Below are 21,646 nucleotides of genomic sequence, written 5' to 3'. Positions count from 1 at the left end.
CAGCCGTGCCAGCGCGGGTTCCCCAAATCAAGTGTCGAAAGTGCTTGGGAAGCGCTGGGCTCGGAGCCCGATCCCGAAAAGTTGCAGACTTTTCGGAAAAGATCGCGCTCCTCGCTAATTTCCCTGGAGCATGATGTTGTCCAAAAAGTCAGAAACTTTTTGGCATCATGCTCTAGGCGACAGCGCTCTCAAAAGCATTCGGCGTGGTGTTCTTCAGATATTCGAGCGCGACCTTGGCCTTGGCGACCAGGGCGGCGAAAGCCTGCGGCTCGTGGATGGCCATGTCGGACAGGATCTTGCGATCGATCTCGATGCCGGCCTTGTTCAAACCGTCGATGAAGCGGCCATAGGTCAGGCCGTGCTCGTGGGTCGCGGCGTTGATGCGCTGGATCCACAGCGCGCGGAACGAGCGCTTGCGGTTCTTGCGGTCGCGGTAGGCGTACTGCAGCGACTTTTCCACCGCCTGCTTGGCGATGCGGATGGTGTTCTTGCGGCGGCCGTAGAAGCCTTTGGCGGCTTTCAGGACCTTCTTGTGCTTGGCGTGCGAGGTGACGCCTCTTTTTACGCGTGCCATGTCATGATCTCCTTAAAACTTAAAGGCCGTTCGGAAGAAAATTCTTGATGACCTTCTTGCCATCCGGTTCAGCCAGAACCATCGTGCCGCGGGCATTTCGAATGAACTTGTTGGAACGCTTGATCATGCCGTGACGCTTGCCGGCCGCAGCCGACAGGACTTTACCCGTACCTGTGATCTTGAACCGCTTCTTGGCGGCCGATTTGGTCTTCATCTTGGGCATTTTGCTACTCCGTATTGTTGGCGCACGATCGCGCTTCTTGTTCGCTCCGGGCCGACCAAAGCCCGAAAAGCAAATGAAACCGCCACGGCATGCCCTGCCGGGCGGTTTTCTTGGAACGGCGGTGCTATAGATCAAAGATGGCGCGGGCGCAACACCCGAAGCCGTGCGACGCACCGTCCCCGGTCAGGGCAGCCTGAACCACACCGGCAGTATACCCGATAGCTGAGCGCCGTCGATCAGCTCGAAAGCCGGCAGAGCGATCAGGAACACCAGCCCGTCGAGCAGCGTGGTCAAAAGCAGGCGCGGCTTGAAGCTGCCGGTGTCGCCTTCCTGGTAGAGCGAAAGCTTGGGGAAGAAGCGCGGCACGCGCGCCAGATAGTCGGCATACGGCGCGCCGAGCGCTTCCTTGAGGAATTTCTCCTCGCGCAGGATGACGATGTGGAAGGCGCCCGCGCACAGGACCGCGAAAAGGACGATGCCCGAGAACGAGCCGATCTGCGCGCCGACACCGGCGGCGGCCACGGTAGAGAACACATAGAGCGGGTTGCGGGTGATCGAATAGGGCCCGCCGGTCACCACCTCGGAGGATTTGCGTCCGCCTATGTAGAGCGTCGCCCAGAGGCGCCCGACGATGCCGAGGAAAATCAACAGCACGCCGAACATCTCGATCGATTCATGCACCGGCGTGTCCGGTGGGAAGGTCGACTGGCCGAACAGCAGCGCCAGAAACAGCACCACCACGAGCACGGCAAGCACCAGCCGGCGCATCTGCTGGTAGTTGCCCAGCCCGTGTTTGTATTCTGTGTCCAAGTTGGGATCCGATCGTCGAGGAGCTTAGCCGGCGATCGCAGCTTTAGCCAGGAATAGGCGTCCCGCCGGTCGTCGGGACGCCCTGTATCACAATTCAGGCGGATTTAGAGTGCGGCTGCCCGCCTAACCTTTTCGTGACCGTGCCGTCATCTCAGGCACTTCAGGCCAACGCAGGCTTAGCGCGGTGCCAGCACCATCATCATCTGGCGGCCTTCGAGCTTCGGCTCGGCCTCCACCTTTGCGATGGTCGCCACCTCCTCGCGCACCTTGTTCAGAAGCTGCATGCCGAGTTCCATATGCGCCATCTCGCGGCCGCGGAAACGCAGCGTCAGCTTGACCTTGTCGCCTTCCTCGAAGAAGCGGCGGACCGCCTTCATCTTGGTCTCATAGTCATGGCTGTCGATGTTCGGGCGCATCTTGATCTCCTTGATCTCGATGACCTTCTGGTTCTTGCGCGCCTCGGCCGCCTTCTTCTGGTTGGCGTATTTCAATTTGCCGAGATCGAGGATTTTTACGACGGGCGGCACCGCGTTGGGCGATATTTCGACCAGATCGAGCCCGGCCTCTTCGGCGAGCAGCAATGCGTCGTTGATGGAAACATCGCCACGGTTCTGGCCTTCGGCGTCGATAAGCTGGACCCGGGGAACCCGGATATCACGGTTGGAGCGCGGCCCATCCTTGGTCGGCGCCGCTGCTTTGAAAGGTCTGCGAATGGTCGTGGTCTCCTTGGCCGTTTCGTTCGGGGTTCGTACAAATCTGTGTGTGGACGCGCCAATGTGGGAAGCGCGCGGCGCAAGTCAATAGCACAGCGTTCTCAAGAAATCACCTGATCACGAGCCTGTGCCAAGCAAAGAAACATCGCGAGCACTTTCCGCCTTGCCTTTGGCCGTGCCAAAAGCGAGGCGTGAAAAAAATCAGGACCACCTCACAGCCATGACCGCCGCTCCGACCTTTCTCGATGTTGATGGATCCGATATCGCCGTGCGCCATGCGGGCGGCTCGACGCCCGGCGTCGTCTGGCTCGGCGGCTACAAGTCGGACATGCTGGGCACGAAGGCCGAGACGCTGTCGGACTGGGCGGCACGGGAAGGCCGTGCCTTCCTGCGGCACGACTACTCTGGCCATGGCGAATCCGGCGGCGCCTTCGCCGAAGGTACGATTTCGACCTGGCTCGCGCAAAGCCTTGCGGTTTTCCAGCGATTCGCCAAGGGCGATCAGGTTCTGGTGGGCTCGTCGATGGGTGCCTGGATCGCGCTGCGCATGGTGCAGGAATTGCGCAAGGCGGGCGACGCAAGCGTCGTCGGCATGGTGCTGCTGGCGCCGGCGCCCGATTTCACCAGTGAATTGGTCGAGCCGGCGCTGACCAAGGCGCAGAAGCGCGAGCTCGCCAAAAAGGGCTACTTCGCGGAGCCGTCGGACTATTCCGCGGAGCCTTACATTTATACCCGCGCCCTGATCGAGGATGGGCGGGAAAACCGGGTGATGACCGGGCCGATCGACACGCATTGCCCGGTTCACATCTTGCAGGGGCTGGCCGATGCGGACGTGCCGTCGAGCCACGCCTTGAGGCTGGTCAGCCTGCTGCCGGCCGACGATGTCACGCTGTCGCTGATTCCTGACGGCGACCATCGCCTGTCGCGGCCGCAAGACCTCGACATGCTGGTGCGGGCCGTCGGCGACATGGCCGGACGGGGCAAATGACGGTGCGTCTTTCCATCCCGGTCTCCGCCTTCGTCGCGGCCATCGTCGGCTTTGGCGGCACGCTGGCCATCGTCATCGCCGCCGCCAAGGCGGTCGGCGCGACGCAGGTCGAGACGGCGAGCGGTGTGACGGCGATCTGTCTGGCTATGACGGCCGAGTGCCTGTGGCTGTCATGGCGCACGAAAATGCCTGTCATCACCGCTTGGTCGACGCCCGGCCTGGCGCTGGTCGCCGCCTCGAGCGGCTTTTCGATGGGCGAGGCCGTCGGCGCCTATATCGTCACCGGTATCCTGCTGGTCGCGACCGGCCTGTTCGGGCCGCTGACCCGGTTGATATCGAGAATACCGGCTTCGGTCGCTTCCGGCATGCTGGCCGGCATCGTCGTCACCTTCGCCATCAACGCCATGAAGGCCATCCCGGCGGACCCTTGGCTCATCCTGCCGCTGATCGCGGCATTCTTTGTCATCCGGCTGTTCAATCCGGCGCTGTCGGTACTGGCGGTGCTGGTCGGCGGCGGCCTTGCCGCCTTCCTGACCGGCCGTGTCGGCGGCTTGCCCGCGCCCGAACTGTCGACACTGACGTTTATTGCTCCGCATTTCACAGCCAAGGCGATCATCGGTCTCGCACTGCCGCTCTATCTCGTCACCATGGCCTCGCAGAACCTTTCCGGCCTCGCCGTGCTGCGCGCCGCGGGGTACCACCCGGAGCCCGGCCCGCCGATCGGCGTCACCGGCCTGTTTTCGCTCTTGTCGGCGCCGTTTGGGGCCGGAACCACCAATCTGGCGGCGATCTCGGCGGCCATCTGCACCGGGCCTGACGTCCATCCCGATCCGGCCGAACGCTGGAAGACCGGCCCGTTCTATGCGCTTGCCTATCTGATCTTCGCGATTTTCGGCGCTTCGCTGGTGGCGATCTTCGCCGTCCTGCCGCAGAGCCTGATCGTGCTGGTAGCGGGTCTCGCACTGATGGCCTCGCTTGCCAACGCGCTGGCGATCGCGCTCAAGGATGAGGGCGACCGCATGGCCGCCACCGTCACCTTCGTCGTCACCGCCTCCGGGCTGACGCTGTTCGGCGTCGGTGCGGCTTTTTGGGGCCTGATCGCCGGCTTGGCCGTTCTTTCCCTTGATATGCTCAAAAAGCGACAATCATTTCAGAAGCTTGTCCGGTTTTGGCCGACATTGTCTTGAATCGCCGTTTTCGCCTTCCCATTTCGATTCCACGCAGCCGGTTCTGGCTGTCTCCAACCGAAGGAATGGGAGAAAATGAACACATCTGCATTGATCCGCCCGGCTTGGACGCCGGCGACCATCGCGTTGATGGTGATCGGCTTCATGGTGTTCTGGCCGCTCGGCTTCGCCATGCTCGCCTACATCATATGGGGCGACCGGCTCGAGGGCTTCAAGCGTGACGTCAACCGCGCGACCGACGGCATCTTCGCCGGCTGCCGCCGTGGTTCCGACAAGGCCGCGCGCTGGGGCCACGGCTCGGCCCGCACCGGCAACGTCGCTTTCGACGACTGGCGCGAAAAGGAGCTTGAACGCCTGAACGAAGAGCGCCGCAAGCTCGACGAGATGCTGACCCAGTTCGACGAGTATGCTCGCGAATTGCGCCGCGCCAAGGACCAGGACGAATTCGACCGGTTCATGGCCAACCGCAACAAGTCGACCGCTCCGACCAAGACCGATCCGAGCACCGGAACGACCCCCACCAAGCGTGGCAAAGGCTCGAACCTGCTCGACGACTGAGGCCTAGCGACAAGCCAAGGTAGGATGACGGCGTCGCGTGAGCGGCGCCGTTTCTTTTTTGTTCTATTCGTTTTCCTCGAATCGCGTATCGTCCTGCCATGACCATCGGGTTCTTCCGCAATCTGACGAAGCCCAAACCCACGCCTGCCGTGGAGCGGGAATACTGTGTCGCCGGCCGCACCCTGCCGCTCAAGATCGTCGAGAGCGCCAGGGCAAAGCGCCTGACGCTGCGCATCGATTCCGGCGGTCAAGGCCTGCGCATCACCGTGCCGCCGGGCCTGCGCCGCGGCGAGGTGGACAGGTTCCTCGACCGCCACCAAGACTGGCTGGAGCAGCGGCTGGCCAAGGTGCCGACACGGCCGCAGGTCCGACCCGGCATCAAGATTCCGGTACGCGGCGTGGCCCACCGCATCGTGCACGAACCGTCAAAGCGCGGCACCGTCACCATATCGCGCGACGAGCGCGGCCCGCTGCTGATCGTGCATGGCGAGCGCATCCATCTGCCGCGCCGCATCGCCGATTTCTTGAAGCGCGAGGCCAAGAAGGAGATCGAGAAGCTGGTCGTCAGACACACGGAGGCGCTCGGCAAGCGCGCCAAGGCGATCCGCTACAAGGACACCTCCAGCCGCTGGGGCTCCTGCACCTCCGAAGGCAATCTCTCCTTTTCCTGGCGCATCATGATGGCGCCGCAGCCGGTCATCAACTACCTCGTCGCGCACGAAGTGGCGCATCTCAAGGAGATGAACCACGGTCCGAAATTCTGGAAATTGTGCGAAAAACTCTGCCCCGACACCGACCGCTGCAAGGACTGGCTGAAGCGCAACGGCGGCGCGCTGCAGGCTATCGTGTTCGAGTAGGCCGCTAGTCGTCATTCGCCGCGTTGAGCTCCTCTGGCCGCAATCCCTCTTCGCCATGATGAGGCCAGGGCAGAAAGTTCCGGTCGAAGGCGTCGCCGCCGAAATAATCCAGCGCCCGATGCGCTTCGGCGCCGTTGAAGGCGGCCTTGTCCATCAGATGCGCGATGACCTCGCGCGCTTGCGCGATCTTCTGCTTCAGTTCGGCAACGGTCTGGTCGGCCATGATCTTTCTCCCGCCTGGCATGCTATCCCTCAATAGGTAGCGTCTTTCGCCTTGCCGGCAAACAGCATGCTTTTTCTCGACTCTTGGCGCTTTTCGTGCCAATTCCCGCGCCATGGCGCTCGACATCAAGATCTGCGGCTTGAAGACCGATCCGGCAATGGCGGCGGCCCTTGCCGGCGGCGCCAGCCATGTCGGTTTCATTTTCTTTCCGAAAAGCCCGCGCTATGTCGAGCCCGTCGAAGCCGGCCGCCTGCGCGAAGCGGCGCGTGGCAAGGCCCTGGCGGTTGCCGTCACCGTGGATGCGAAGGACGCCTTCCTCGATGAAATCGTGGAAAAGATGCAGCCCGACATGCTGCAACTGCACGGCTCCGAAACCCCCGAGCGAGTGGCCGAACTGAAAGCCCGCCATGGGCTGCCGGTGATGAAGGCGTTGCCGCTCAGCGAGGCCGCCGATCTCGACCGGATCAGGCCATTCGTCGGCGTTGCCGATCGCTTCCTGTTCGACGCCAAGCCGCCGAGGGGCTCCGAGCTGCCGGGCGGCAATGGCGTCACCTTCGACTGGCGCATTCTCGCCGGCCTTGACGCCGGGATCGATTACATGCTTTCCGGTGGGCTCAACGCCGCCAACATCGGCGATGCCCTTCGGCTTGCCAATCCGCCCGCAATAGACATTTCGTCGGGCGTGGAAAGCGCGCCGGGCGTCAAGGATCCGGCGCTGATCGAACAGTTTTTCCGGGCCGTCAGGGCCGCGCGGGACGACCGCGCCGCCTGAACAAAATTTCGAACCCTGAGCATGTCCCGGAAAAGTGGGAACCGGTTTTCCGACAGGGACATGCTCAAAGTACAGATCTAGGAGATCGGCGATGAACAAGCCGGCGACACCCAATTCCTTCCGCACCGGGCCTGACGAACAGGGCATGTTCGGCATTTTCGGTGGTCGTTTCGTTGCCGAAACGTTGATGCCGCTGATCCTCGACCTGGAGAAAAACTGGAACGAGGTCAAGAACGATCCGGATTTCAGGGCTGAGCTGACCGATCTGTCGACCCACTATGCCGGCCGGCCCTCGAAGCTCTATTTCGCCGAAGGCCTGACCAGACATCTTCGTGACGTTTCCTCGGCGAAAGGCCTCGGGGGCGGCGCGAAAGTCTATTTCAAGCGCGAGGATTTGAATCACACCGGCTCGCACAAGATCAACAATTGCCTCGGCCAGATCCTGCTGGCCAAGCGCATGGGCAAGAAGCGCATCATCGCCGAGACCGGCGCCGGCCAGCATGGCGTGGCGTCGGCGACCGTCGCCGCCCGCTTCGGCTTTCCCTGCGTCGTCTATATGGGCGCGACCGACGTTGCCCGGCAAAGCCCCAACGTCTTCCGCATGAAGCTGCTGGGCGCCGAAGTGCGGCCGGTCACCGCTGGCCACGGTACGTTGAAGGACGCCATGAACGAAGCCCTTCGTGACTGGGTGACCAATGTCGAGGACACCTATTACCTGATCGGCACCGCCGCCGGCCCGCACCCCTATCCGGAACTGGTGCGCGACTTCCAGTCGGTGATCGGTACCGAGGCCCGCGCGCAGATCCTCGAACAGGAGGGACGGCTGCCCGACACCATCATCGCCGCCGTCGGCGGCGGTTCCAATGCCATCGGCATGTTTCACCCCTTCCTCGATGACAAAGAGGTTCGCATCATCGGCATCGAAGCGGGCGGACGCGGCCTCGACGGCATCGAGCATTGCGCCTCGATGAACGCCGGTTCCCCCGGCGTGCTGCACGGCAACCGCACCTATCTCCTGCAGAACGCTGACGGCCAGATCATGGACGGCCATTCGATTTCGGCCGGCCTCGATTATCCCGGCGTCGGCCCGGAGCATTCCTGGCTGCGCGATTCGGGCCGTGTCGAATATGTGCCTATCCTCGATGACGAGGCGCTCGAAGCCTTCAAACTGACGACGCGCGTCGAAGGCATCATCCCGGCGCTGGAATCGGCGCACGCCATCGCTCATGCGGTCAAGATCGTGCCCGCCATGGACAAGGACCAGATCGTCATCGTCAACCTGTCCGGCCGTGGCGACAAGGATGTGCACACGGTGGCCTCGATGCTGGGTATGGGGATCTGATCATGACAACCCGCATCGACCGCCGCATGGCGAAGCTGAAGAACGAAGGCCGCCCGGCGCTCGTCACCTATTTCATGGGTGGCGACCCCGACTATGAAACCTCGCTGTCGATCATGAAGGCACTGCCAAGGGCCGGCTCAGACATCATCGAGCTCGGCATGCCGTTTTCCGACCCGATGGCCGATGGTCCGGCGATTCAGGCCGCCGGCCTCAGGGCGCTGAAAGGCGGGCAGACGCTGGTCAAGACGCTGAAGATGGCCTCGGACTTCCGCGCCGGCGACGATGAAACGCCGATCGTGCTGATGGGCTACTACAATCCGATCTACATCTACGGCGTCGACCGTTTCCTGAAGGACGCGATCGCCAGCGGCATTGATGGGCTGATCGTCGTCGACCTGCCGCCGGAGATGGACGAGGAACTCTGCATCCCGGCTCTCAAGGCCGGCATCAACTTCATCCGCCTGGCGACACCGACCACCGACGACAAGCGCCTGCCCAAGGTGCTGCAGAACACGTCCGGCTTCGTCTACTACGTGTCGATGACCGGCATCACCGGCTCGGCGCTTGCCGACACCGGCAAGATCGCCACGGCGGTCCAGCGCATCAAGGGTCACACCAATCTGCCGGTCTGCGTCGGCTTCGGTGTCAAGACCGCCGAACAGGCGCGCGTCATCGGCGCCAACGCCGACGGCGTGGTCGTCGGCACGGCGATCGTCAATGCGGTCGCCAATGTGCTGGGGCCGAAGGGCGAAAAGACCGCCGATCCGGCCGAGGCCGTCGCCACGCTGGTCAGCGGCCTTGCGCAAGGCGTGCGCTCGGCCCGCCTTGCTGCCGCCGAATAGTTTTCTTATCTCTCCCACTCTTCGTCAGGACAGGAGCCGAAGCGATGAACTGGATCACCAACTACGTTCGCCCGAAGATCAACTCGATGCTCGGCCGGCGCACCGACATGCCCGAGAATCTCTGGATCAAGGATCCCGAGACCGGCGAGATGGTGTTCCACAAGGACCTGGAATCCAACCAGTTCGTCATTCCGTCCTCCGGTCACCACATGAAGATCTCAGCCAAGGAGCGGCTGAAATTCTTCTTCGACGATGGCAAGTACGAGACCCTGGACAATCCCAAAGTCATGCAGGATCCGCTGAAGTTCCGCGACGAGAAACGCTATGTCGACCGGCTGAAGGACGCCAAGGCCAAGACCGGCCTGGAAGACGCCATCATCAATGCACTGGGGACCGTCGAGGGCCTGCCGGTGGTGGCGACGGTGCAGGATTTCGCTTTCATGGGCGGCTCGCTCGGCATGGCGGCGGGTGATGCGATCGTGCATGGCTTCGAGGTCGCCTTGCAGCGCAAGCGGCCGCTGATCCTGTTCGCCGCTTCCGGCGGCGCCCGCATGCAGGAAGGTATTTTGTCGCTCATGCAATTGCCGCGCACCACGGTCGGTGTCGACCGGCTGAAGGAAGCCGGCCTCCCCTACATTGTCGTTCTGACCAACCCGACCACCGGCGGCGTCACCGCCTCCTACGCCATGCTGGGCGACGTGCACATCGCCGAGCCCGGCGCGCTGATCGGTTTTGCCGGACCGCGCGTCATCGAGCAGACCATCCGCGAGAAACTGCCCGACGGCTTCCAGCGCTCCGAATATCTGATGGAGCACGGCATGGTCGATATGGTGGTGTCCAGGCTGGAAATGCGCCAGACGATCGCGCGGCTCCTGAAAATGCTGCTCAAGATGCCGGAGGAGCAAAAGCCGCTGGAACCGGAAATCCTGCCGCCGGCCGTGGTTGCTGCCGAAGCCCGGCCCCAGGCTTGACGCTGCAACGGCCCGACGCGAGACTGGCCTGACGCGACATTGGCCGCCGCGAACAGCGATTGCGCAGCATCCGTGGCGCGCTGTAGCCTTTTTGATAGCCGTGGTCATTGCGGGAGCGATTCTGGCTCTCGGGCCATGCGCCGGGATTGTGCCATGACGACGCTTGCCGCCGACCGCGAAATCGAAGCCCTGATGGCGCTTCACCCGAAAGGCTTCGACCTTTCGCTCGACCGCATCACGCGGCTGTTGGAGCGGCTCGGCAATCCGCAGGACCTGCTGCCGCCGGTCATCCACATCGCCGGCACCAACGGCAAGGGTTCCTGCGCCGCCTTCTCGCGGGCGCTGCTGGAAGCTTCCGGCCGGCTCGTCCATGTCCACACCTCGCCGCATCTGGTCAGCTGGCACGAGCGCTACAGGCTGGCCGCCGAGGGCGGCGGCAGGCTGGTCGACGACGACATTTTCGCCGAGGCCATCACCCGCGTCGCCAAGGCCAATGCAGGCCAGAAGATCACCGTCTTCGAGATACTCACCGCCGTCACCTTCATCCTGTTTTCGGAACATCCGGCCGATGCCGCCATCATCGAGGTCGGTCTTGGCGGCCGCTTCGACGCCACCAATGTCATCGCGCGGCCGGCCGTGTCGGTGATCATGCCGGTGTCGATGGACCACGAGGCCTATCTCGGCGACCGTGTCGAGCTGATCGCCGCCGAAAAGGCCGGCATCATGAAACGCGGCTGCCCGGTGGTGATCGGCGCGCAGGAAAGCGAGACGGCGCTGCAGGCGCTGATCGACACCGCCGAGCGGCTGGAATGCCCGACCCTCGTCTATGGCCAGGATTTTCTCGCTTTCGAGGAAAACGGACGCATGGTCTACCAGGACGATGATGGTCTGATGGACCTGCCGTCGCCGCGCCTGCCCGGTCGCCACCAGTTCGCCAATGCGGCCGCCGCGATCGCCGCGGTCAAGGCCGCCGGCTTCGAGATCAGCCACCGCGCCGCCGAGAAGGCGATGACCAACGTCGCCTGGCCCGGCCGCATGCAGAAGCTGGCGCAGGGCCGGTTGGCGGAACTGGGGCCGAAGGGCGCCGACATCTGGCTCGACGGCGGCCACAATCCAGGCGCCGGCGTGGTCGTCGCCGAAGCGCTGGCCGAGCAGGAAGAAAAGAACCCGCGCCCGCTCTTCCTCATCTCGGGCATGATCAACACCAAGGACCAGAGTGGCTATTTCCGCGCCTTCAAGGGCTTGGTCAAGCATGTCTACACGGTGCCAGTGAGCCAGAGCGACGCTGGCGTGCCGAGCGACGAACTGGCCATCCGCGCCACGGAAGCCGGGCTGACGGCCGAGCCGGTCAGCTCCGTCGCCAGCGCCCTGATGCTGCTGCGCGACACCTGGGACGGCCCGACGCCGCGCATCCTGATCGGCGGGTCGCTTTATCTCGCAGGCGCGGTCCTGGCGGAGAACGGCACGCCGCCGACCTGAGAGGGCTACGGTTTCGACGCCGTGGTCGTCGATCCGCTTCAGGTATCGACGAAAATCAAAGCTCAACTCCTGGATGAGCCTCGCGACCTTCGCGAATAACTTTCCCCAGATCGATGCCGACGCCACTGCTTGCGGTCAGGCTGGCATAGAAGGTGGAGGCAGGTTCGCGGACAGCTTCCCGAATCTCGTAGAATTCAAGCGCGCGTTCGACCACGTCGGCTATCGAACGATTTTCGCGACGAGCTAGCCTATGAGCCAGGTCGCGTGCTTTTGCACTGCGGACTGAGGCCATTTTAACTTCCTTTTGGAAGAAACATACGCCGACAGTCTCTGCCATCAAGATGGAACTGATGGGGTCGTCACACGCTCGACCGGGTCAATGGACTTCCAGCGCGGCAATCAGTGGCCAACGGCCTTTACTTCAGCTCGATCTCGATAAAAGCGTACTCACCCTCATTGGCGCTGATGACGTCGTGTTCGACGCCCTCCTTGCGGAAATAAGGGGAACCTTTCTTCATCTCGGCGAAGGTTTCGCCGTCCTTGGTCACCAGCTTCAGCTTGCCGTCCATCAGCGGCACGACGACATAGTCGTGGCCGTGGCGATGCCAGCCGGTATTGTCGCCCGGCTGGAAGCGGTATTCGGTGACGATGACGCGCTCATTGTCGATGAAGACTGTGGCCTTGGCGGATCCGGTCATTTCTCTCTCCTGCTTCTGCTGCCAAGAGAAGACATGGAGTGCCCCGATGTGAGGGCCAGAGCGGCGCACCGATGACGCCAACAAAAAGCCCGGCGCGATTGGCCGGGCTCAAAGGCTTCGAATTCAGATGGGATCAGGCGAGATTGCCATTGACCCAGTGCGACAGCGCGGTCTTGGGCGCGGCGCCAACCTTGATGTCGGCCACTTCGCCGCCCTTGAAGATCATCAGCGTCGGGATCGAGCGAACGCCAAACTGGGCGGCAAGCTCGGGATTCTCGTCGATGTTCAGCTTGGCGATCTTGACCTTGGCGCCGAGTTCGGTGGCGATGTCCTCAAGCGCCGGTGCGATCATCTTGCAGGGGCCGCACCACTCCGCCCAGAAATCAACCACGACCGGTACCTGGGCATTGAGCACATCGGCCTGGAAATTGTTCTTGTCGACCTTGACGGTGGTCATGCGGAAATCCTTTCGAAATTTTTCGTCGCACCAAATGTGGTGGTTGTCGCGCCCTTCTTCAAGCAGTTCTTGTGTCACGCTCCCGTGAGTCGGGCAAGGGCGTCGTCCATGGCCCGGGCCGGCAGTTCGATCAGCCTTGGCGCTTCGGTGAACAGCAGGGCCGCCTTGACCTCCCGCCCGGGATAGAGCGGCTGCAGCAGGGCGCGATAGAGCGCGAGCTGAAGCAGGTAGGCGGCGGGGACCTCGGCCAGGGAGGCGGGAGCTGGCCGGTTGGTCTTGTAGTCGACGATCGAAACCCTATCCGCTGTCACCGCCAGTCGGTCGATCTTGCCGGAGATGGAGCGGATTTTGCCCTTGACCTCGAGGCTGCCCATGATCGCGACCTCGGCACGTGACGATGGCCCGAACAGTTGACCGAGGCTAGGGTCGGCAAGGATGGCCATGACCGATGCCAGGGCCTTTTCGCGCTCGACTGGCGGCCACGCCGCGCCCGTTCGCGATAGATAACGCCCTGCCGCACTTTGGCGGTCGCTCTCGGCAATGCCGGGTAACATCTGCAGCAGCTTGTGCAAGGCGAGCCCGCGCAGGACGGCAAAACCCGGCTCGGCATCGGCGTCCAGCACCGGCGACGCCTTGTCGACAACCGCTTCCTTGCCTTCCTCGATCAGCGCCGAGGCGCCCGACGGCGACAATGGGCGCGGCAGGTCTTCGAAAGGCGGCAAGGGCCGGAACAGGGTTGCCGGCAACGGCCCGAACGCATCGGCCTGCCGCGCCTGCTCGCCCGGGCCAGGCGCAACCGGCGGCAGTTTGGTGACGTGAAAACGGTAGACAGGCTCGCCGCCGGCTGGATGCGGACGCTGTTCGCTTTGGGGCGCGCCGCTCAGCGCGCGGCTGACGATCGAATGCCAGGTGCCGGTGCTCGGCGCTCGCTTGCCATGATAGCCGCAGACGATAAGCCGGTCCTCGGCGCGCGTCATGCCGACATAGAGCAGCCGGCGGTATTCGTCGTCGGCGAGTTCGCGGGCGCGAGCGGCCGCCGTTTTCGAGAAGCCGTTGGCGACGTCGCTGGCCGAACGCCAGAGATAGCCCTTGCCGTCCCAATGCCGGCCCGAACCGTCGAAAGGCATCAGGCGCGGCAAATGCTGGTCGCTGAACGGAGCGGAACCGCCGTCGACCAGAAAGACCACCGGCGCCTCCAGGCCCTTGGCTGCGTGCACGGTCATGACCCGGACCTCGTCGCGGGTCTGGTCCATCTCGCGCTTGATCTCGGGGCCGGCGTTTTCCAGCGTCGACAGGAAGGCTTCCAGCCCGGGCAGGCCGGTCCGCTCCTCGGCAAGGCAGAAGCTCAGGAACTCGTCGAGAATATCGCCGGCTTCCGGCCCGAGCCGCGCGATCATCTTGCGGCGCACGCCATCGCGCGCCAGCAGGGCGGCATAGAATTCGAACACCGGCTTGAAGGCGGCCTCGTCAGCCCAGGCGTCGAGTTGCGCGACGATCGCCGCTAGCGCTTCGCTTTCGCCGGCATGCTGGCGCAGCGACGCCGCCAGCGACAGGCCTGGCGGCCTTTGCGCGGCAAGCGTGAACAGCCTCTCCTCCGGCAGGTCGAAGATCGGGCTGCGCAGCAGGGCGGCGAGCGACAAGTCGTCCTGCGGCTGGATCAGCAGATGGCCGAGCGCGATCAGGTCCTTGACCGCGATGTGTCCCGGCAGGCTCAGCCGGTCGGCGCCGGCAACCGGAATGTCGCGGCGCTTGAGCGCGCGGGTCAACGCGTGGACGAAGCTGTCGCGCTTGCGCACCAGCACCAGCACGTCTCCCGGCCGCAGCCGCTTGCCACGGCCCTCGATGATTTCGCCCTTGCCGATCCAGCCGGCAATGGTGGCCGCGACATTCTCGGCGACACGCACCGCCGGCGCATGGGCATGGTCGATGGCTTGCGCCCAGTCGTCGGGCTCGTCGACGGCGTCGGCGCCGATCGATGGCCAGACCTCGACATAGCCCGGAGCATCGCTGCGGATCGCCTTGTGGTTCAGCGGATCGGGGTCGTGGCTGATGCCGCGCCGCACGATGGGATCGGCAAAGACAAGGTCGACCGCGGCCAGCACATCGTCCGTGGAGCGGAACGACCAGGTCAGCTTGAGGTCGGCGAAGGACGCCTCGGCGTCGCGCACCCGCCCGGCGAACAACAACCGGCTGTCGGCGAAGGAGTCGGGTGCCGCGCCCTGGAAGGAATAGATCGACTGCTTCTCGTCACCGACGGCAAAGACCGTTCGGTGGACCCGGTCGCGAGCGCCAAAGCCGGCAAAGAATTCTTCCGCCAGCCGCTTCACCACCTCCCATTGATCCGGGCTGGTGTCCTGCGCCTCGTCGAGCAGGATGTGGTCGATGCCCTGGTCGAGCTTGTACTGTACCCAAGGGCCGGCATCGGGCCGCGCCAAAAGGTTCACGGTGCGGGTGATCAGGTCGTTGAAGTCGAGAAAGCCGCGGCTGCGCTTCAGCACCTCGTAGCGGGCGATCAGCCAGTCGGCGATGGTGAGCGCCGCGCGTGTGCCCTCCAGCATCCGGAACAGCGCCACCCGGTCGACGGTTTCCATGATGGCGCTGGCCGCCGACAGATAGCGCTCGGCCAAGTCCGGCAGCCGGTCGATCAGCGCCTTCTTGAAGGCCTTTGCCGGATCGTAGGGATCGCCGTTGGTCTTGAGGAAGGCTCTTGCCAGCAATTGAAGCCGTCGAACGGGATCGCTCTCGGCGAAAGCCTGACGCGCATAGGGCAGGATGTTGTTCAACACCGATCTGGCGTCGGTGGCTTCGGCTGCCTGGGCAAAGCCGGCAAAATAGTCCGGCAGGAAGCCGGGCAGCGGCCATGCAGATGCCGCTATGTCTTCGGCGGTCTGGCCGGGGCGGAAATGGAATTCATCGAACAGGGGCTGGAAGCCGTCACGCCCGACGGCATCGAGGAAGTAGCGCAACCCGTCGCGCTTGCGTACGATCTCGCCAAGCAAGGCGTCGAGCCCGGCCTCGCCGCCGCGTTCCAGCACAGTGGCGAAGGCCTCGGCCAAATTCCTGTCGCCGGCGGCAGAAATCATCTCGCGGCGCGCGGCGGCAAAAAGCGAGGCTTCCATCTGGCTGTCGAGCATTTCGAAATGGGCGGGGATGTTGGCTTCCAGCGGGAACTGATGCAGCACGGATTCGCAGAAGGCGTGGATGGTCTGGATCTTCAGCCCGCCAGGCGTCTCCAGTGCCTCGGCGAAAAGGCGGCGGGCTCGGCGCATGGTCTCGCGATCGGGCCGGCGGCCCTCCAACGCCTCGACTTTGGACGCCAGGTCGGCGTCGCTGAGCGTCGTCCATTCCGACAGCGTCGAAAAAACCCGGTTCGACATGTTGGCGGCCGCGGCGCGCGTATAGGTCAGGCACAATATCTTTGATGGATCGGTGCCATTGAGCAGTAGCCGGATGACACGCTGGGCAAGAACATGGGTCTTGCCCGATCCCGCATTGGCCGACACCCAGGCGGAATTGCCGGGATCGGCGGCGCTGGCCTGGCTCGAAGCCGTGTCGGTCGGGATCGGATAGGCTTTCTTCATGCCTCTCCTCCCTCATCCCCGGCGTCTCCGCCGGCGGACCATTCGAGCACGCGGGCGAGATGGTCGTAGTCGCCATCGGTTTCGCCTTCGCGAAACGGCAGCGCGCGCGACAGATAGCGGGTCGCCGGATCGGTATAATGGATCAGCAGTTTTTCCAGCCGCGCCCAGGCCTCTTCGGCGAGATCGGCCGCGGTGCGTGGCTGGCGATTGTGTTCGAGTATGGACTCCTCGAACACCTCGCCATTCGGCTTCAGCCGCACGAACGCCAGTTGCGACGGCTCGCGCGCACCCAGATCCTTGAACGCGCCGCGCCTCAGCAGCGCGCCTTCCAGCGCCAGCTGCGGCGCCAGCAGCGTATGCGCCTGCGCCTTGGAAGGCGAGGAACCGGTCTTGTAGTCCAGAATGTCGGCCATGCCGCCGGCCAGCAGATCGACACGGTCGGCATAGCCGGACAGCGTCACGCCGGACTGGCCGACGACGGTCTTGCCCGCCCGTTCCTCGGCGTGGCGCCGCATCACCGCGTCGGCGCGCGTGCGCTCCCATTCGATGATGTTGGCGGCGAGCTTTTCGAAACGCGGCCACCACACCGCCTCGACATCGGCCGGAAGCGCCGCCTCGGCAAAACAGGCGCGGCCGGCGGCGATGAGCCCGGCCAGCGCATCCGGCGCGCGCGGGTCGGCCACCTCGGACGAGAAGAGATGCAGGATGGCATGAAACAGCGTGCCGCGCTCGGCGGCACCGGGATCGCGGATGAGCGGATCGAGCGGCATCAGCCCGAGGACCCTTCGGACATAGATGGCGTAGGGATCGCGGCGCAGCGTCTCGATCTCGGTGACCGAGAAATGGCCCGGGCGCACCGGCAATGGCGGCTTCGGCTGCGGCCGTGGCGCGAAATCCCGCTTCGGCCCGGTATCGAGCGCGCGCGCCCAGGCAAGCAATTCATCGCCGCGCCGGCGCAGCGCTGCCGCATGGTCGTTGCCGATGAAGGTGAGCAGCCGCTGCAGCCATCGCGAAGGCACGGCGGGTGCGTCGCCGGCACGTGCCGAGCGCGCCAGCACCACGTGTCTCGCGCCCATGGCCATCTGGAAATCATGCGCTGCTAGACCGATGCGCCGCTCCGGCGGTTCGAGATCGATACCGGTCTTCATCAGCCGCGACATGAAGCGGTCGCTCTCCGGCTTGCGCGGCCAGACCCCTTCGTTGAGCCCGCCTATGACCAGCGTGTCGACATCCTGAAGTCGCGCTTCCAGCGCGCCCCAGATGGCGATGTTTCTGTCGGTGCCTTGCACCGGCTTGACGGTCTCGGGCGCGATCAGCGCCTCCATCACATCGGGCCATTCGATTGCCGCGAACGACAGCGGCGCCGAAGCCGCGACCAGCCCGCGCAGCAGTCCGGCGAGCTTTTCGCCGGCATCGCCGGCGTAGAGTTCGCCAAGACCGCCATCGACGGACCGGCCGAGATTCTCAAGGGCAACGACACTGGCTTCGACCAGCGCGGCAAGGCCGGCTTCCGCCTGGCCGCGAAAGGCCGAAAGCGGCGCCAGCGCTTGCTTGAGACGTTCAAGCAAATTCCGCGCGCTTTCGATGGAGCGCACGGTCAGCCGGGCAAGCCAGAAGGGCGGCCGGCTGTCATTGCCGAAGCCGGTGAGGCGAGCCTCGAAAAGATCCGGCAGCGAAGTGATATCGGGGCGGCCGGTGCCGCCGCGCAGCGCCACCAGCTCGACCAGTTCCGCCGCGTGGCGCACATCGGCGCGTTCCAGGCCAAGGCCAAGCAGGGGATGCTTGAGCAGCGACAACAGGCCGACCGGATCGCCCGGCCGGAACACCGCTTCAAGCGCCAGCCTGAACAGGCTGGCGGCCGGGGTGTTGGAAAGCGGCGTGCCGCCGGAATCGTCTGCAACGACGCCGAAGCGCTTGAGTTCGACGCTGACGCGGCGTGCCAGCGCGCGGTCGCCGGTGACGAGAGCCGCTCTCTGGCCTGGTTCTTCCACTGCCTGCTTGAGCGCGACGGCGATCGCGACGGCCTCGTCGCGCTCGCTTGCCGCTTCGAGCAGCGTCACGTCGGCGAAGGCGCCGGCAATATCGGACGCCGAAAACCCGTTTCGCGTCTCGGCCCACAATTCGGTGGTCTCGGCCGGCCGCAGCGCCTCGCCGACAAGGGCGGCGCGGAGCGCAAGCTTCGGCTCGGCCGCGCCGATCTCCTCGACATCGCCGCGCAGCACGCCGATCTTGCCGATCAGCTTCGCGAGGCCGTATTGCGGATGGCCAAGCACGGCTGGACGCGCGCCGGGTGCGACGAGCGCCTGGAAGGAGGCTTCGTCCAGCATCTGGTCGAGCCCGGGCAGCACGATGGCGCCGCCGGAGAGGCCGGCAATGGTCGCAAGCAGCTCCGCCGTGGCGGGGATGGAGCCGGTGGACCCCGCCGCTATGACCGGCCCGGCAGGCGGATTGCGCCGCAGCCGCGCCGCTTCGGCGCGGATCAGGGCGCTGCGATGCGCGGCCGGGTTGGAGCGGTCGCTCTCTTCTAGGAATTTCGGCCAGGCATCGGTGACGATGCCGAGGAATTCGAGCGTCACTTGCCACCATCCGGCAAGGTTCCCGCTCACCAGGCCGGCGAGTTTGGCCCAATCGGTGCCTTCCGTCTCGATCTCGTCCATCAGCCCGGCCAGATCGCGCGCCAGCCAGATCGCGTCGGCGGTGGAGGCCGGGACGACGATCTCCTCGGCGAAGAGGGCCGCGACATGGGCGGGCAACCGGCGTTTCCACGCTCGCACCAGCGGCGTCAGCAGCAACAGCCGTTCGGTGGCGGCGATCGGTGGCGCCAGATCGATTGCCGCGGTTGGCTCGGCATCGAATGCGGCCTCGTCCTCGTCGAATTCGCCGAGCGGGCGGATCACCGGCAGGATCGCCGAACCGCCGCCGCCACGCGCCTTCAGGCTGTCGACGAAGACGCCGCGCAAGGCCCGTGCGGCGCGGCGCGTCGGCACATAGATGGTGACATCGGCCAGCGCGAGCGGGTCGCCATCGAAACGAAACCCGGGGACAAGGCGGCCGTCAAGCAGCGCCTCGGCCAGCGTCGGCAGAAACGGCGCTCCGGAGGGGATGGAGAAAACGCGGCTCGAGCCGCTCATTGCAATCCGATGAGTGCGCCGGCCACCGCGTCTTCGGCGAGCGGAATGGCCTCGGGCGTGCCGACGGTGATCCAGTGGCCATGCATCTGCATGCCGAACAGGCGGCCGGCGGCAATCGCCTTGTCGAAATAGGCGTTGAGCGAATGCGGTTCGGCGGATGCATCCTTGAACAGGCGCGGATGGATGATCGCGGCGCCGGCATAGATCAGGCCCGCGGGATCACCCTTCGAACGCCGCAGGGCGCCATCCGGCGCCACCAGGAAATCGGTGCTGCCACAGTGTCCCGTCGCCTGATGGAGATCCGCCAGCATCAGCAGAATATCCATTTTCACGGCGTCCCATGCAAGGGCGAGCCGCCCGAGATTGAGCGGGCCGTGGTCGATCCAGAATGTATCGGCGTTGAGGACGTAGAACGGCTCCGGGCCGAGCTCCGGCAGCGCCTTGACGATGCCGCCGGCCGAATCGAGCAGCCGTTCGCTCTCATCGGAAATGACGATGCGCGGCGCGCGGCGCGCGGCGACATGGGCGACGATCTGTTCGGGAAGGTAATGGACATTGACCACCGCCTTGTCGACGCCGGCCGCGGCCAGGCTGTCGAGGCCCCAGTCGAGCAGCGTCTTGCCGGCGATGCGGACCAGCGGCTTGGGGATGGTGTCGGTGATCGGCCGCATGCGCTTGCCGAGGCCGGCGGCAAGAACGATGGCGGTGTCCGGTCTCGTCGTCACAGCGCTCGTTCCTCCAGCAGCCCGTGCGCGCTGTAGAAGTCCCGCAGGTCGGCGAGCGCAGGGTGCGACAGCGCCCGCCTGAGATAGTCGCGGATGCGCGGCAGGTGCCTGAGATAATAGGGCTTGCCGTCACGTTTTTCGAGGCGCACGAAAATGCCCAGAATCTTGGAATTGCGTTGTGCGGCCATGATTGCATAGGCTTCGAGGAAGCCTGCTTCATCGAAGTCGCCCGCTGCATGACGCGCGGCGACATAGGCATCGAGCGTCCGCTTCTCGATCTCGGGTACCATGGTGACGCGCGCGTCCATGGCCAGCGAGGCGACGTCATAGGCGGCGGGCCCGATCAGCGCGTCCTGGACGTCGACGATGCCGAGCCGGCCGAGGCCGGACCGCTCGCCACGCCAGATGATGTTGGGCGAGTGGAAGTCGCGCAGCATCAGCGTGTATTCGCTGCCCTTGAGCCGGTCGAGAAGCGCGTTCCATGTCCTGTGGTAGCCGGACCGCAGCACGTCGGTCGCCGGGCCGCCCGATATCGCCGGAACGTACCAGTCGATCAGCAGGTCCGCCTCGATCAGCATGGCGTCACGGTCGAAGGGCGGCACCTCATGGACGACGCCTTGAGCCGCTTCCATCCGGTGCGGCCAGGTCTTGCCGTGCATCATGGCAAGCAGTTCGGCTGCCGCCTCGTAACGTTCGGCAACCGGCTCACCATTGCCGTCGAGGAAGCCTTCCGAGCCCAGGTGCTCGAGCAGCAGGAAACCCCGGTCGAGATCCTGTGCGTCGATCCTGGGCACCGCGACCCCGGCGGCCAGCAGCGCACGGTCGATGGCGACGAAGGCGGACACCGACTGCGCGGTGTGGGCGATCACGGCATAGGGTTTGCCGTTGCGCACGGGAGGGCCGAGCACGAGCCGCGGCGAGTTCATCAGCACGCGGGGCGCCTCGCCGGCAAGCGAGACGATCTCGTACGAACGGGCCGAGGCGTCACCGATGAAATGCCGGCGCTGCGCTTGCCCCCATCCGGCGCTCTCGAGGAAGTCGCGCATGGCCAGCGAGCGCGCGACACGGTCGAAGGTCGCGCCATGCCCCGACAGTCGGGCCAGCCTGCCCTCGCCATGCTGGACGAGTTCGATCAGCACCGTCGTCTTGGGCAGATAGCCGTCAGCCCGTTCCGGCCATTCGACCAGGGCGGCACCTTGCGCCAGCGCCTCCTCGAAGCCGAGTTCGTCCAGTTCGGCCGCCGAGGACAAGCGGTAGAGATCGAAATGATGGACCGGGATGCGCGTGTCGTAGCTCTGCACCAGCGTGAAGGTCGGGCTCGGCACTTCGAGATCGGCATCGTCGGCCAGCGTCCGGAGGAGTGCTCTTGCCAGCGTCGACTTGCCTGCGCCGAGATCGCCCTCGAGCGCCAGCACGTCGCCCACGCGCAGCGCCAGCGCCAGGTCCTCGCCCAGCCGCGCTGTCTGGGTCTCGTCGGCGAGCAAACGCTCCAGCACCGGTTCCGTCATCGAACGC

Annotated in this window: 21 protein-coding genes; 9 read left to right on the top strand and 12 right to left on the bottom strand. The window is 64.8% G+C overall.

The window, feature by feature from the left end:
- Window positions 1-172: 172 nt before the first annotated feature.
- The 4 genes from rplT to infC form a co-directional block, all read right to left on the bottom strand.
- Window positions 173-574 (bottom strand): 50S ribosomal protein L20, encoded by a 402-nt coding sequence (gene rplT, locus LB536_RS08220; protein ID WP_006201247.1) that lies wholly within the window; start codon window positions 572-574, stop codon window positions 173-175.
- Window positions 575-593: 19 nt separating this feature from the next.
- Window positions 594-797, bottom strand: coding sequence for a 50S ribosomal protein L35 (gene rpmI / locus LB536_RS08215; protein WP_006201248.1), 204 nt, complete (start codon window positions 795-797; stop codon window positions 594-596).
- A 183-nt stretch (window positions 798-980) separates the two neighbouring features.
- Entirely contained in the window at window positions 981-1,607 is a 627-nt protein-coding gene (locus LB536_RS08210) for a methyltransferase family protein (protein WP_224590921.1), read from the bottom strand.
- A gap of 176 nt (window positions 1,608-1,783) precedes the next feature.
- Window positions 1,784-2,320, bottom strand: a complete 537-nt coding sequence (gene infC, locus LB536_RS08205) for a translation initiation factor IF-3 (RefSeq protein WP_010912915.1) — start codon at window positions 2,318-2,320, stop codon at window positions 1,784-1,786.
- A gap of 220 nt (window positions 2,321-2,540) precedes the next feature.
- Between infC and LB536_RS08200 the strand changes: the two genes are divergently transcribed.
- The 4 genes from LB536_RS08200 to LB536_RS08185 all read left to right on the top strand — a co-directional run bounded on the left by LB536_RS08200 (window position 2,541) and on the right by LB536_RS08185 (window position 5,910).
- Complete coding sequence (locus tag LB536_RS08200) at window positions 2,541-3,308, top strand: alpha/beta hydrolase (RefSeq protein WP_224590919.1); 768 nt, start codon at window positions 2,541-2,543, stop codon at window positions 3,306-3,308.
- Complete coding sequence (locus LB536_RS08195; RefSeq protein WP_224590917.1) at window positions 3,305-4,495, top strand: benzoate/H(+) symporter BenE family transporter; 1,191 nt, start codon at window positions 3,305-3,307, stop codon at window positions 4,493-4,495. Before LB536_RS08200 ends, LB536_RS08195 begins: the two co-directional genes overlap by 4 nt.
- A gap of 75 nt (window positions 4,496-4,570) precedes the next feature.
- Window positions 4,571-5,053 carry a DUF2852 domain-containing protein gene (locus LB536_RS08190; RefSeq protein ID WP_140757254.1) on the top strand — a complete coding sequence of 161 codons (483 nt, stop codon included), beginning with the start codon at window positions 4,571-4,573 and terminating at the stop codon, window positions 5,051-5,053.
- A 98-nt stretch (window positions 5,054-5,151) separates the two neighbouring features.
- On the top strand, window positions 5,152-5,910 hold the full coding sequence (locus LB536_RS08185; protein ID WP_140811019.1) for a M48 family metallopeptidase: 759 nt from the start codon (window positions 5,152-5,154) through the stop codon (window positions 5,908-5,910).
- Window positions 5,911-5,914: 4 nt separating this feature from the next.
- Here the strand turns inward: LB536_RS08185 and LB536_RS08180 are convergent, their stop codons facing one another.
- On the bottom strand, window positions 5,915-6,133 hold the full coding sequence (locus LB536_RS08180; RefSeq protein ID WP_140506871.1) for a hypothetical protein: 219 nt from the start codon (window positions 6,131-6,133) through the stop codon (window positions 5,915-5,917).
- Window positions 6,134-6,245: 112 nt separating this feature from the next.
- Between LB536_RS08180 and LB536_RS08175 the strand changes: the two genes are divergently transcribed.
- The 5 genes from LB536_RS08175 to LB536_RS08155 all read left to right on the top strand — a co-directional run bounded on the left by LB536_RS08175 (window position 6,246) and on the right by LB536_RS08155 (window position 11,539).
- Window positions 6,246-6,905 carry a phosphoribosylanthranilate isomerase gene (locus LB536_RS08175; protein WP_224590894.1) on the top strand — a complete coding sequence of 220 codons (660 nt, stop codon included), beginning with the start codon at window positions 6,246-6,248 and terminating at the stop codon, window positions 6,903-6,905.
- 91 nt (window positions 6,906-6,996) lie between these two features.
- A complete protein-coding gene (gene trpB, locus LB536_RS08170) occupies window positions 6,997-8,247 on the top strand; it encodes a tryptophan synthase subunit beta (RefSeq protein ID WP_224590892.1) in 1,251 nt (416 codons plus the stop codon).
- Between the two features lie 2 nt (window positions 8,248-8,249).
- The gene (gene trpA, locus LB536_RS08165) at window positions 8,250-9,089 is read left to right on the top strand and encodes a tryptophan synthase subunit alpha (RefSeq protein ID WP_224590889.1); all 840 of its coding nucleotides are present in this window, start codon (window positions 8,250-8,252) and stop codon (window positions 9,087-9,089) included.
- Between the two features lie 44 nt (window positions 9,090-9,133).
- The gene (gene accD, locus LB536_RS08160) at window positions 9,134-10,060 is read left to right on the top strand and encodes an acetyl-CoA carboxylase, carboxyltransferase subunit beta (protein WP_224590887.1); all 927 of its coding nucleotides are present in this window, start codon (window positions 9,134-9,136) and stop codon (window positions 10,058-10,060) included.
- A gap of 153 nt (window positions 10,061-10,213) precedes the next feature.
- A complete protein-coding gene (locus LB536_RS08155; RefSeq protein WP_224590885.1) occupies window positions 10,214-11,539 on the top strand; it encodes a bifunctional folylpolyglutamate synthase/dihydrofolate synthase in 1,326 nt (441 codons plus the stop codon).
- A gap of 55 nt (window positions 11,540-11,594) precedes the next feature.
- On the opposite strand, the gene LB536_RS08150 is transcribed toward LB536_RS08155, so the two are convergent.
- The 7 genes from LB536_RS08150 to tsaE form a co-directional block, all read right to left on the bottom strand.
- Complete coding sequence (locus LB536_RS08150) at window positions 11,595-11,831, bottom strand: plasmid stabilization protein (protein ID WP_224590883.1); 237 nt, start codon at window positions 11,829-11,831, stop codon at window positions 11,595-11,597.
- A 124-nt stretch (window positions 11,832-11,955) separates the two neighbouring features.
- Complete coding sequence (locus LB536_RS08145; protein WP_140506860.1) at window positions 11,956-12,237, bottom strand: cupin domain-containing protein; 282 nt, start codon at window positions 12,235-12,237, stop codon at window positions 11,956-11,958.
- Window positions 12,238-12,370: 133 nt separating this feature from the next.
- The gene (gene trxA, locus LB536_RS08140) at window positions 12,371-12,694 is read right to left on the bottom strand and encodes a thioredoxin (RefSeq protein ID WP_015314366.1); all 324 of its coding nucleotides are present in this window, start codon (window positions 12,692-12,694) and stop codon (window positions 12,371-12,373) included.
- A gap of 74 nt (window positions 12,695-12,768) precedes the next feature.
- On the bottom strand, window positions 12,769-16,275 hold the full coding sequence (addA, locus tag LB536_RS08135; RefSeq protein ID WP_224590881.1) for a double-strand break repair helicase AddA: 3,507 nt from the start codon (window positions 16,273-16,275) through the stop codon (window positions 12,769-12,771).
- The gene (gene addB, locus LB536_RS08130) at window positions 16,272-19,406 is read right to left on the bottom strand and encodes a double-strand break repair protein AddB (protein ID WP_224590879.1); all 3,135 of its coding nucleotides are present in this window, start codon (window positions 19,404-19,406) and stop codon (window positions 16,272-16,274) included. The genes addA and addB overlap by 4 nt, the downstream gene beginning before the upstream one ends.
- Window positions 19,403-20,131, bottom strand: coding sequence for a nucleotidyltransferase family protein (locus LB536_RS08125; protein WP_224590877.1), 729 nt, complete (start codon window positions 20,129-20,131; stop codon window positions 19,403-19,405). The genes addB and LB536_RS08125 overlap by 4 nt, the downstream gene beginning before the upstream one ends.
- Complete coding sequence (gene tsaE / locus LB536_RS08120) at window positions 20,128-21,639, bottom strand: tRNA (adenosine(37)-N6)-threonylcarbamoyltransferase complex ATPase subunit type 1 TsaE (RefSeq protein WP_224590875.1); 1,512 nt, start codon at window positions 21,637-21,639, stop codon at window positions 20,128-20,130. The genes LB536_RS08125 and tsaE overlap by 4 nt, the downstream gene beginning before the upstream one ends.
- Between the last annotated feature and the right edge of the window lie 7 nt (window positions 21,640-21,646).

Source organism: Mesorhizobium sp. ES1-3, assembly GCF_020164795.1.
In the GTDB taxonomy this organism is placed as follows: Bacteria; Pseudomonadota; Alphaproteobacteria; order Rhizobiales; family Rhizobiaceae; genus Mesorhizobium.
This window is presented reverse-complemented; position numbering and strand designations above follow the sequence as displayed.

Excerpts from the sequence above, each read along its gene's own strand:
- rplT (WP_006201247.1), bottom strand. The coding sequence starts at position 574 with ATGGCACGCGTAAAAAGAGGCGTCACCTCGCACGCCAAGCACAAGAAG.
- rpmI (WP_006201248.1), bottom strand. The coding sequence starts at position 797 with ATGCCCAAGATGAAGACCAAATCGGCCGCCAAGAAGCGGTTCAAGATC.
- LB536_RS08200 (WP_224590919.1), top strand. The coding sequence starts at position 2,541 with ATGACCGCCGCTCCGACCTTTCTCGATGTTGATGGATCCGATATCGCC.
- LB536_RS08195 (WP_224590917.1), top strand. The coding sequence starts at position 3,305 with ATGACGGTGCGTCTTTCCATCCCGGTCTCCGCCTTCGTCGCGGCCATC.
- LB536_RS08190 (WP_140757254.1), top strand. The coding sequence starts at position 4,571 with ATGAACACATCTGCATTGATCCGCCCGGCTTGGACGCCGGCGACCATC.
- LB536_RS08185 (WP_140811019.1), top strand. The coding sequence starts at position 5,152 with ATGACCATCGGGTTCTTCCGCAATCTGACGAAGCCCAAACCCACGCCT.
- LB536_RS08180 (WP_140506871.1), bottom strand. The coding sequence starts at position 6,133 with ATGGCCGACCAGACCGTTGCCGAACTGAAGCAGAAGATCGCGCAAGCG.
- LB536_RS08175 (WP_224590894.1), top strand. The coding sequence starts at position 6,246 with ATGGCGCTCGACATCAAGATCTGCGGCTTGAAGACCGATCCGGCAATG.
- trpB (WP_224590892.1), top strand. The coding sequence starts at position 6,997 with ATGAACAAGCCGGCGACACCCAATTCCTTCCGCACCGGGCCTGACGAA.
- trpA (WP_224590889.1), top strand. The coding sequence starts at position 8,250 with ATGACAACCCGCATCGACCGCCGCATGGCGAAGCTGAAGAACGAAGGC.
- accD (WP_224590887.1), top strand. The coding sequence starts at position 9,134 with ATGAACTGGATCACCAACTACGTTCGCCCGAAGATCAACTCGATGCTC.
- LB536_RS08155 (WP_224590885.1), top strand. The coding sequence starts at position 10,214 with ATGACGACGCTTGCCGCCGACCGCGAAATCGAAGCCCTGATGGCGCTT.
- LB536_RS08150 (WP_224590883.1), bottom strand. The coding sequence starts at position 11,831 with ATGGCCTCAGTCCGCAGTGCAAAAGCACGCGACCTGGCTCATAGGCTA.
- LB536_RS08145 (WP_140506860.1), bottom strand. The coding sequence starts at position 12,237 with ATGACCGGATCCGCCAAGGCCACAGTCTTCATCGACAATGAGCGCGTC.
- trxA (WP_015314366.1), bottom strand. The coding sequence starts at position 12,694 with ATGACCACCGTCAAGGTCGACAAGAACAATTTCCAGGCCGATGTGCTC.
- addA (WP_224590881.1), bottom strand. The coding sequence starts at position 16,275 with ATGAAGAAAGCCTATCCGATCCCGACCGACACGGCTTCGAGCCAGGCC.
- addB (WP_224590879.1), bottom strand. The coding sequence starts at position 19,406 with ATGAGCGGCTCGAGCCGCGTTTTCTCCATCCCCTCCGGAGCGCCGTTT.
- tsaE (WP_224590875.1), bottom strand. The coding sequence starts at position 21,639 with ATGACGGAACCGGTGCTGGAGCGTTTGCTCGCCGACGAGACCCAGACA.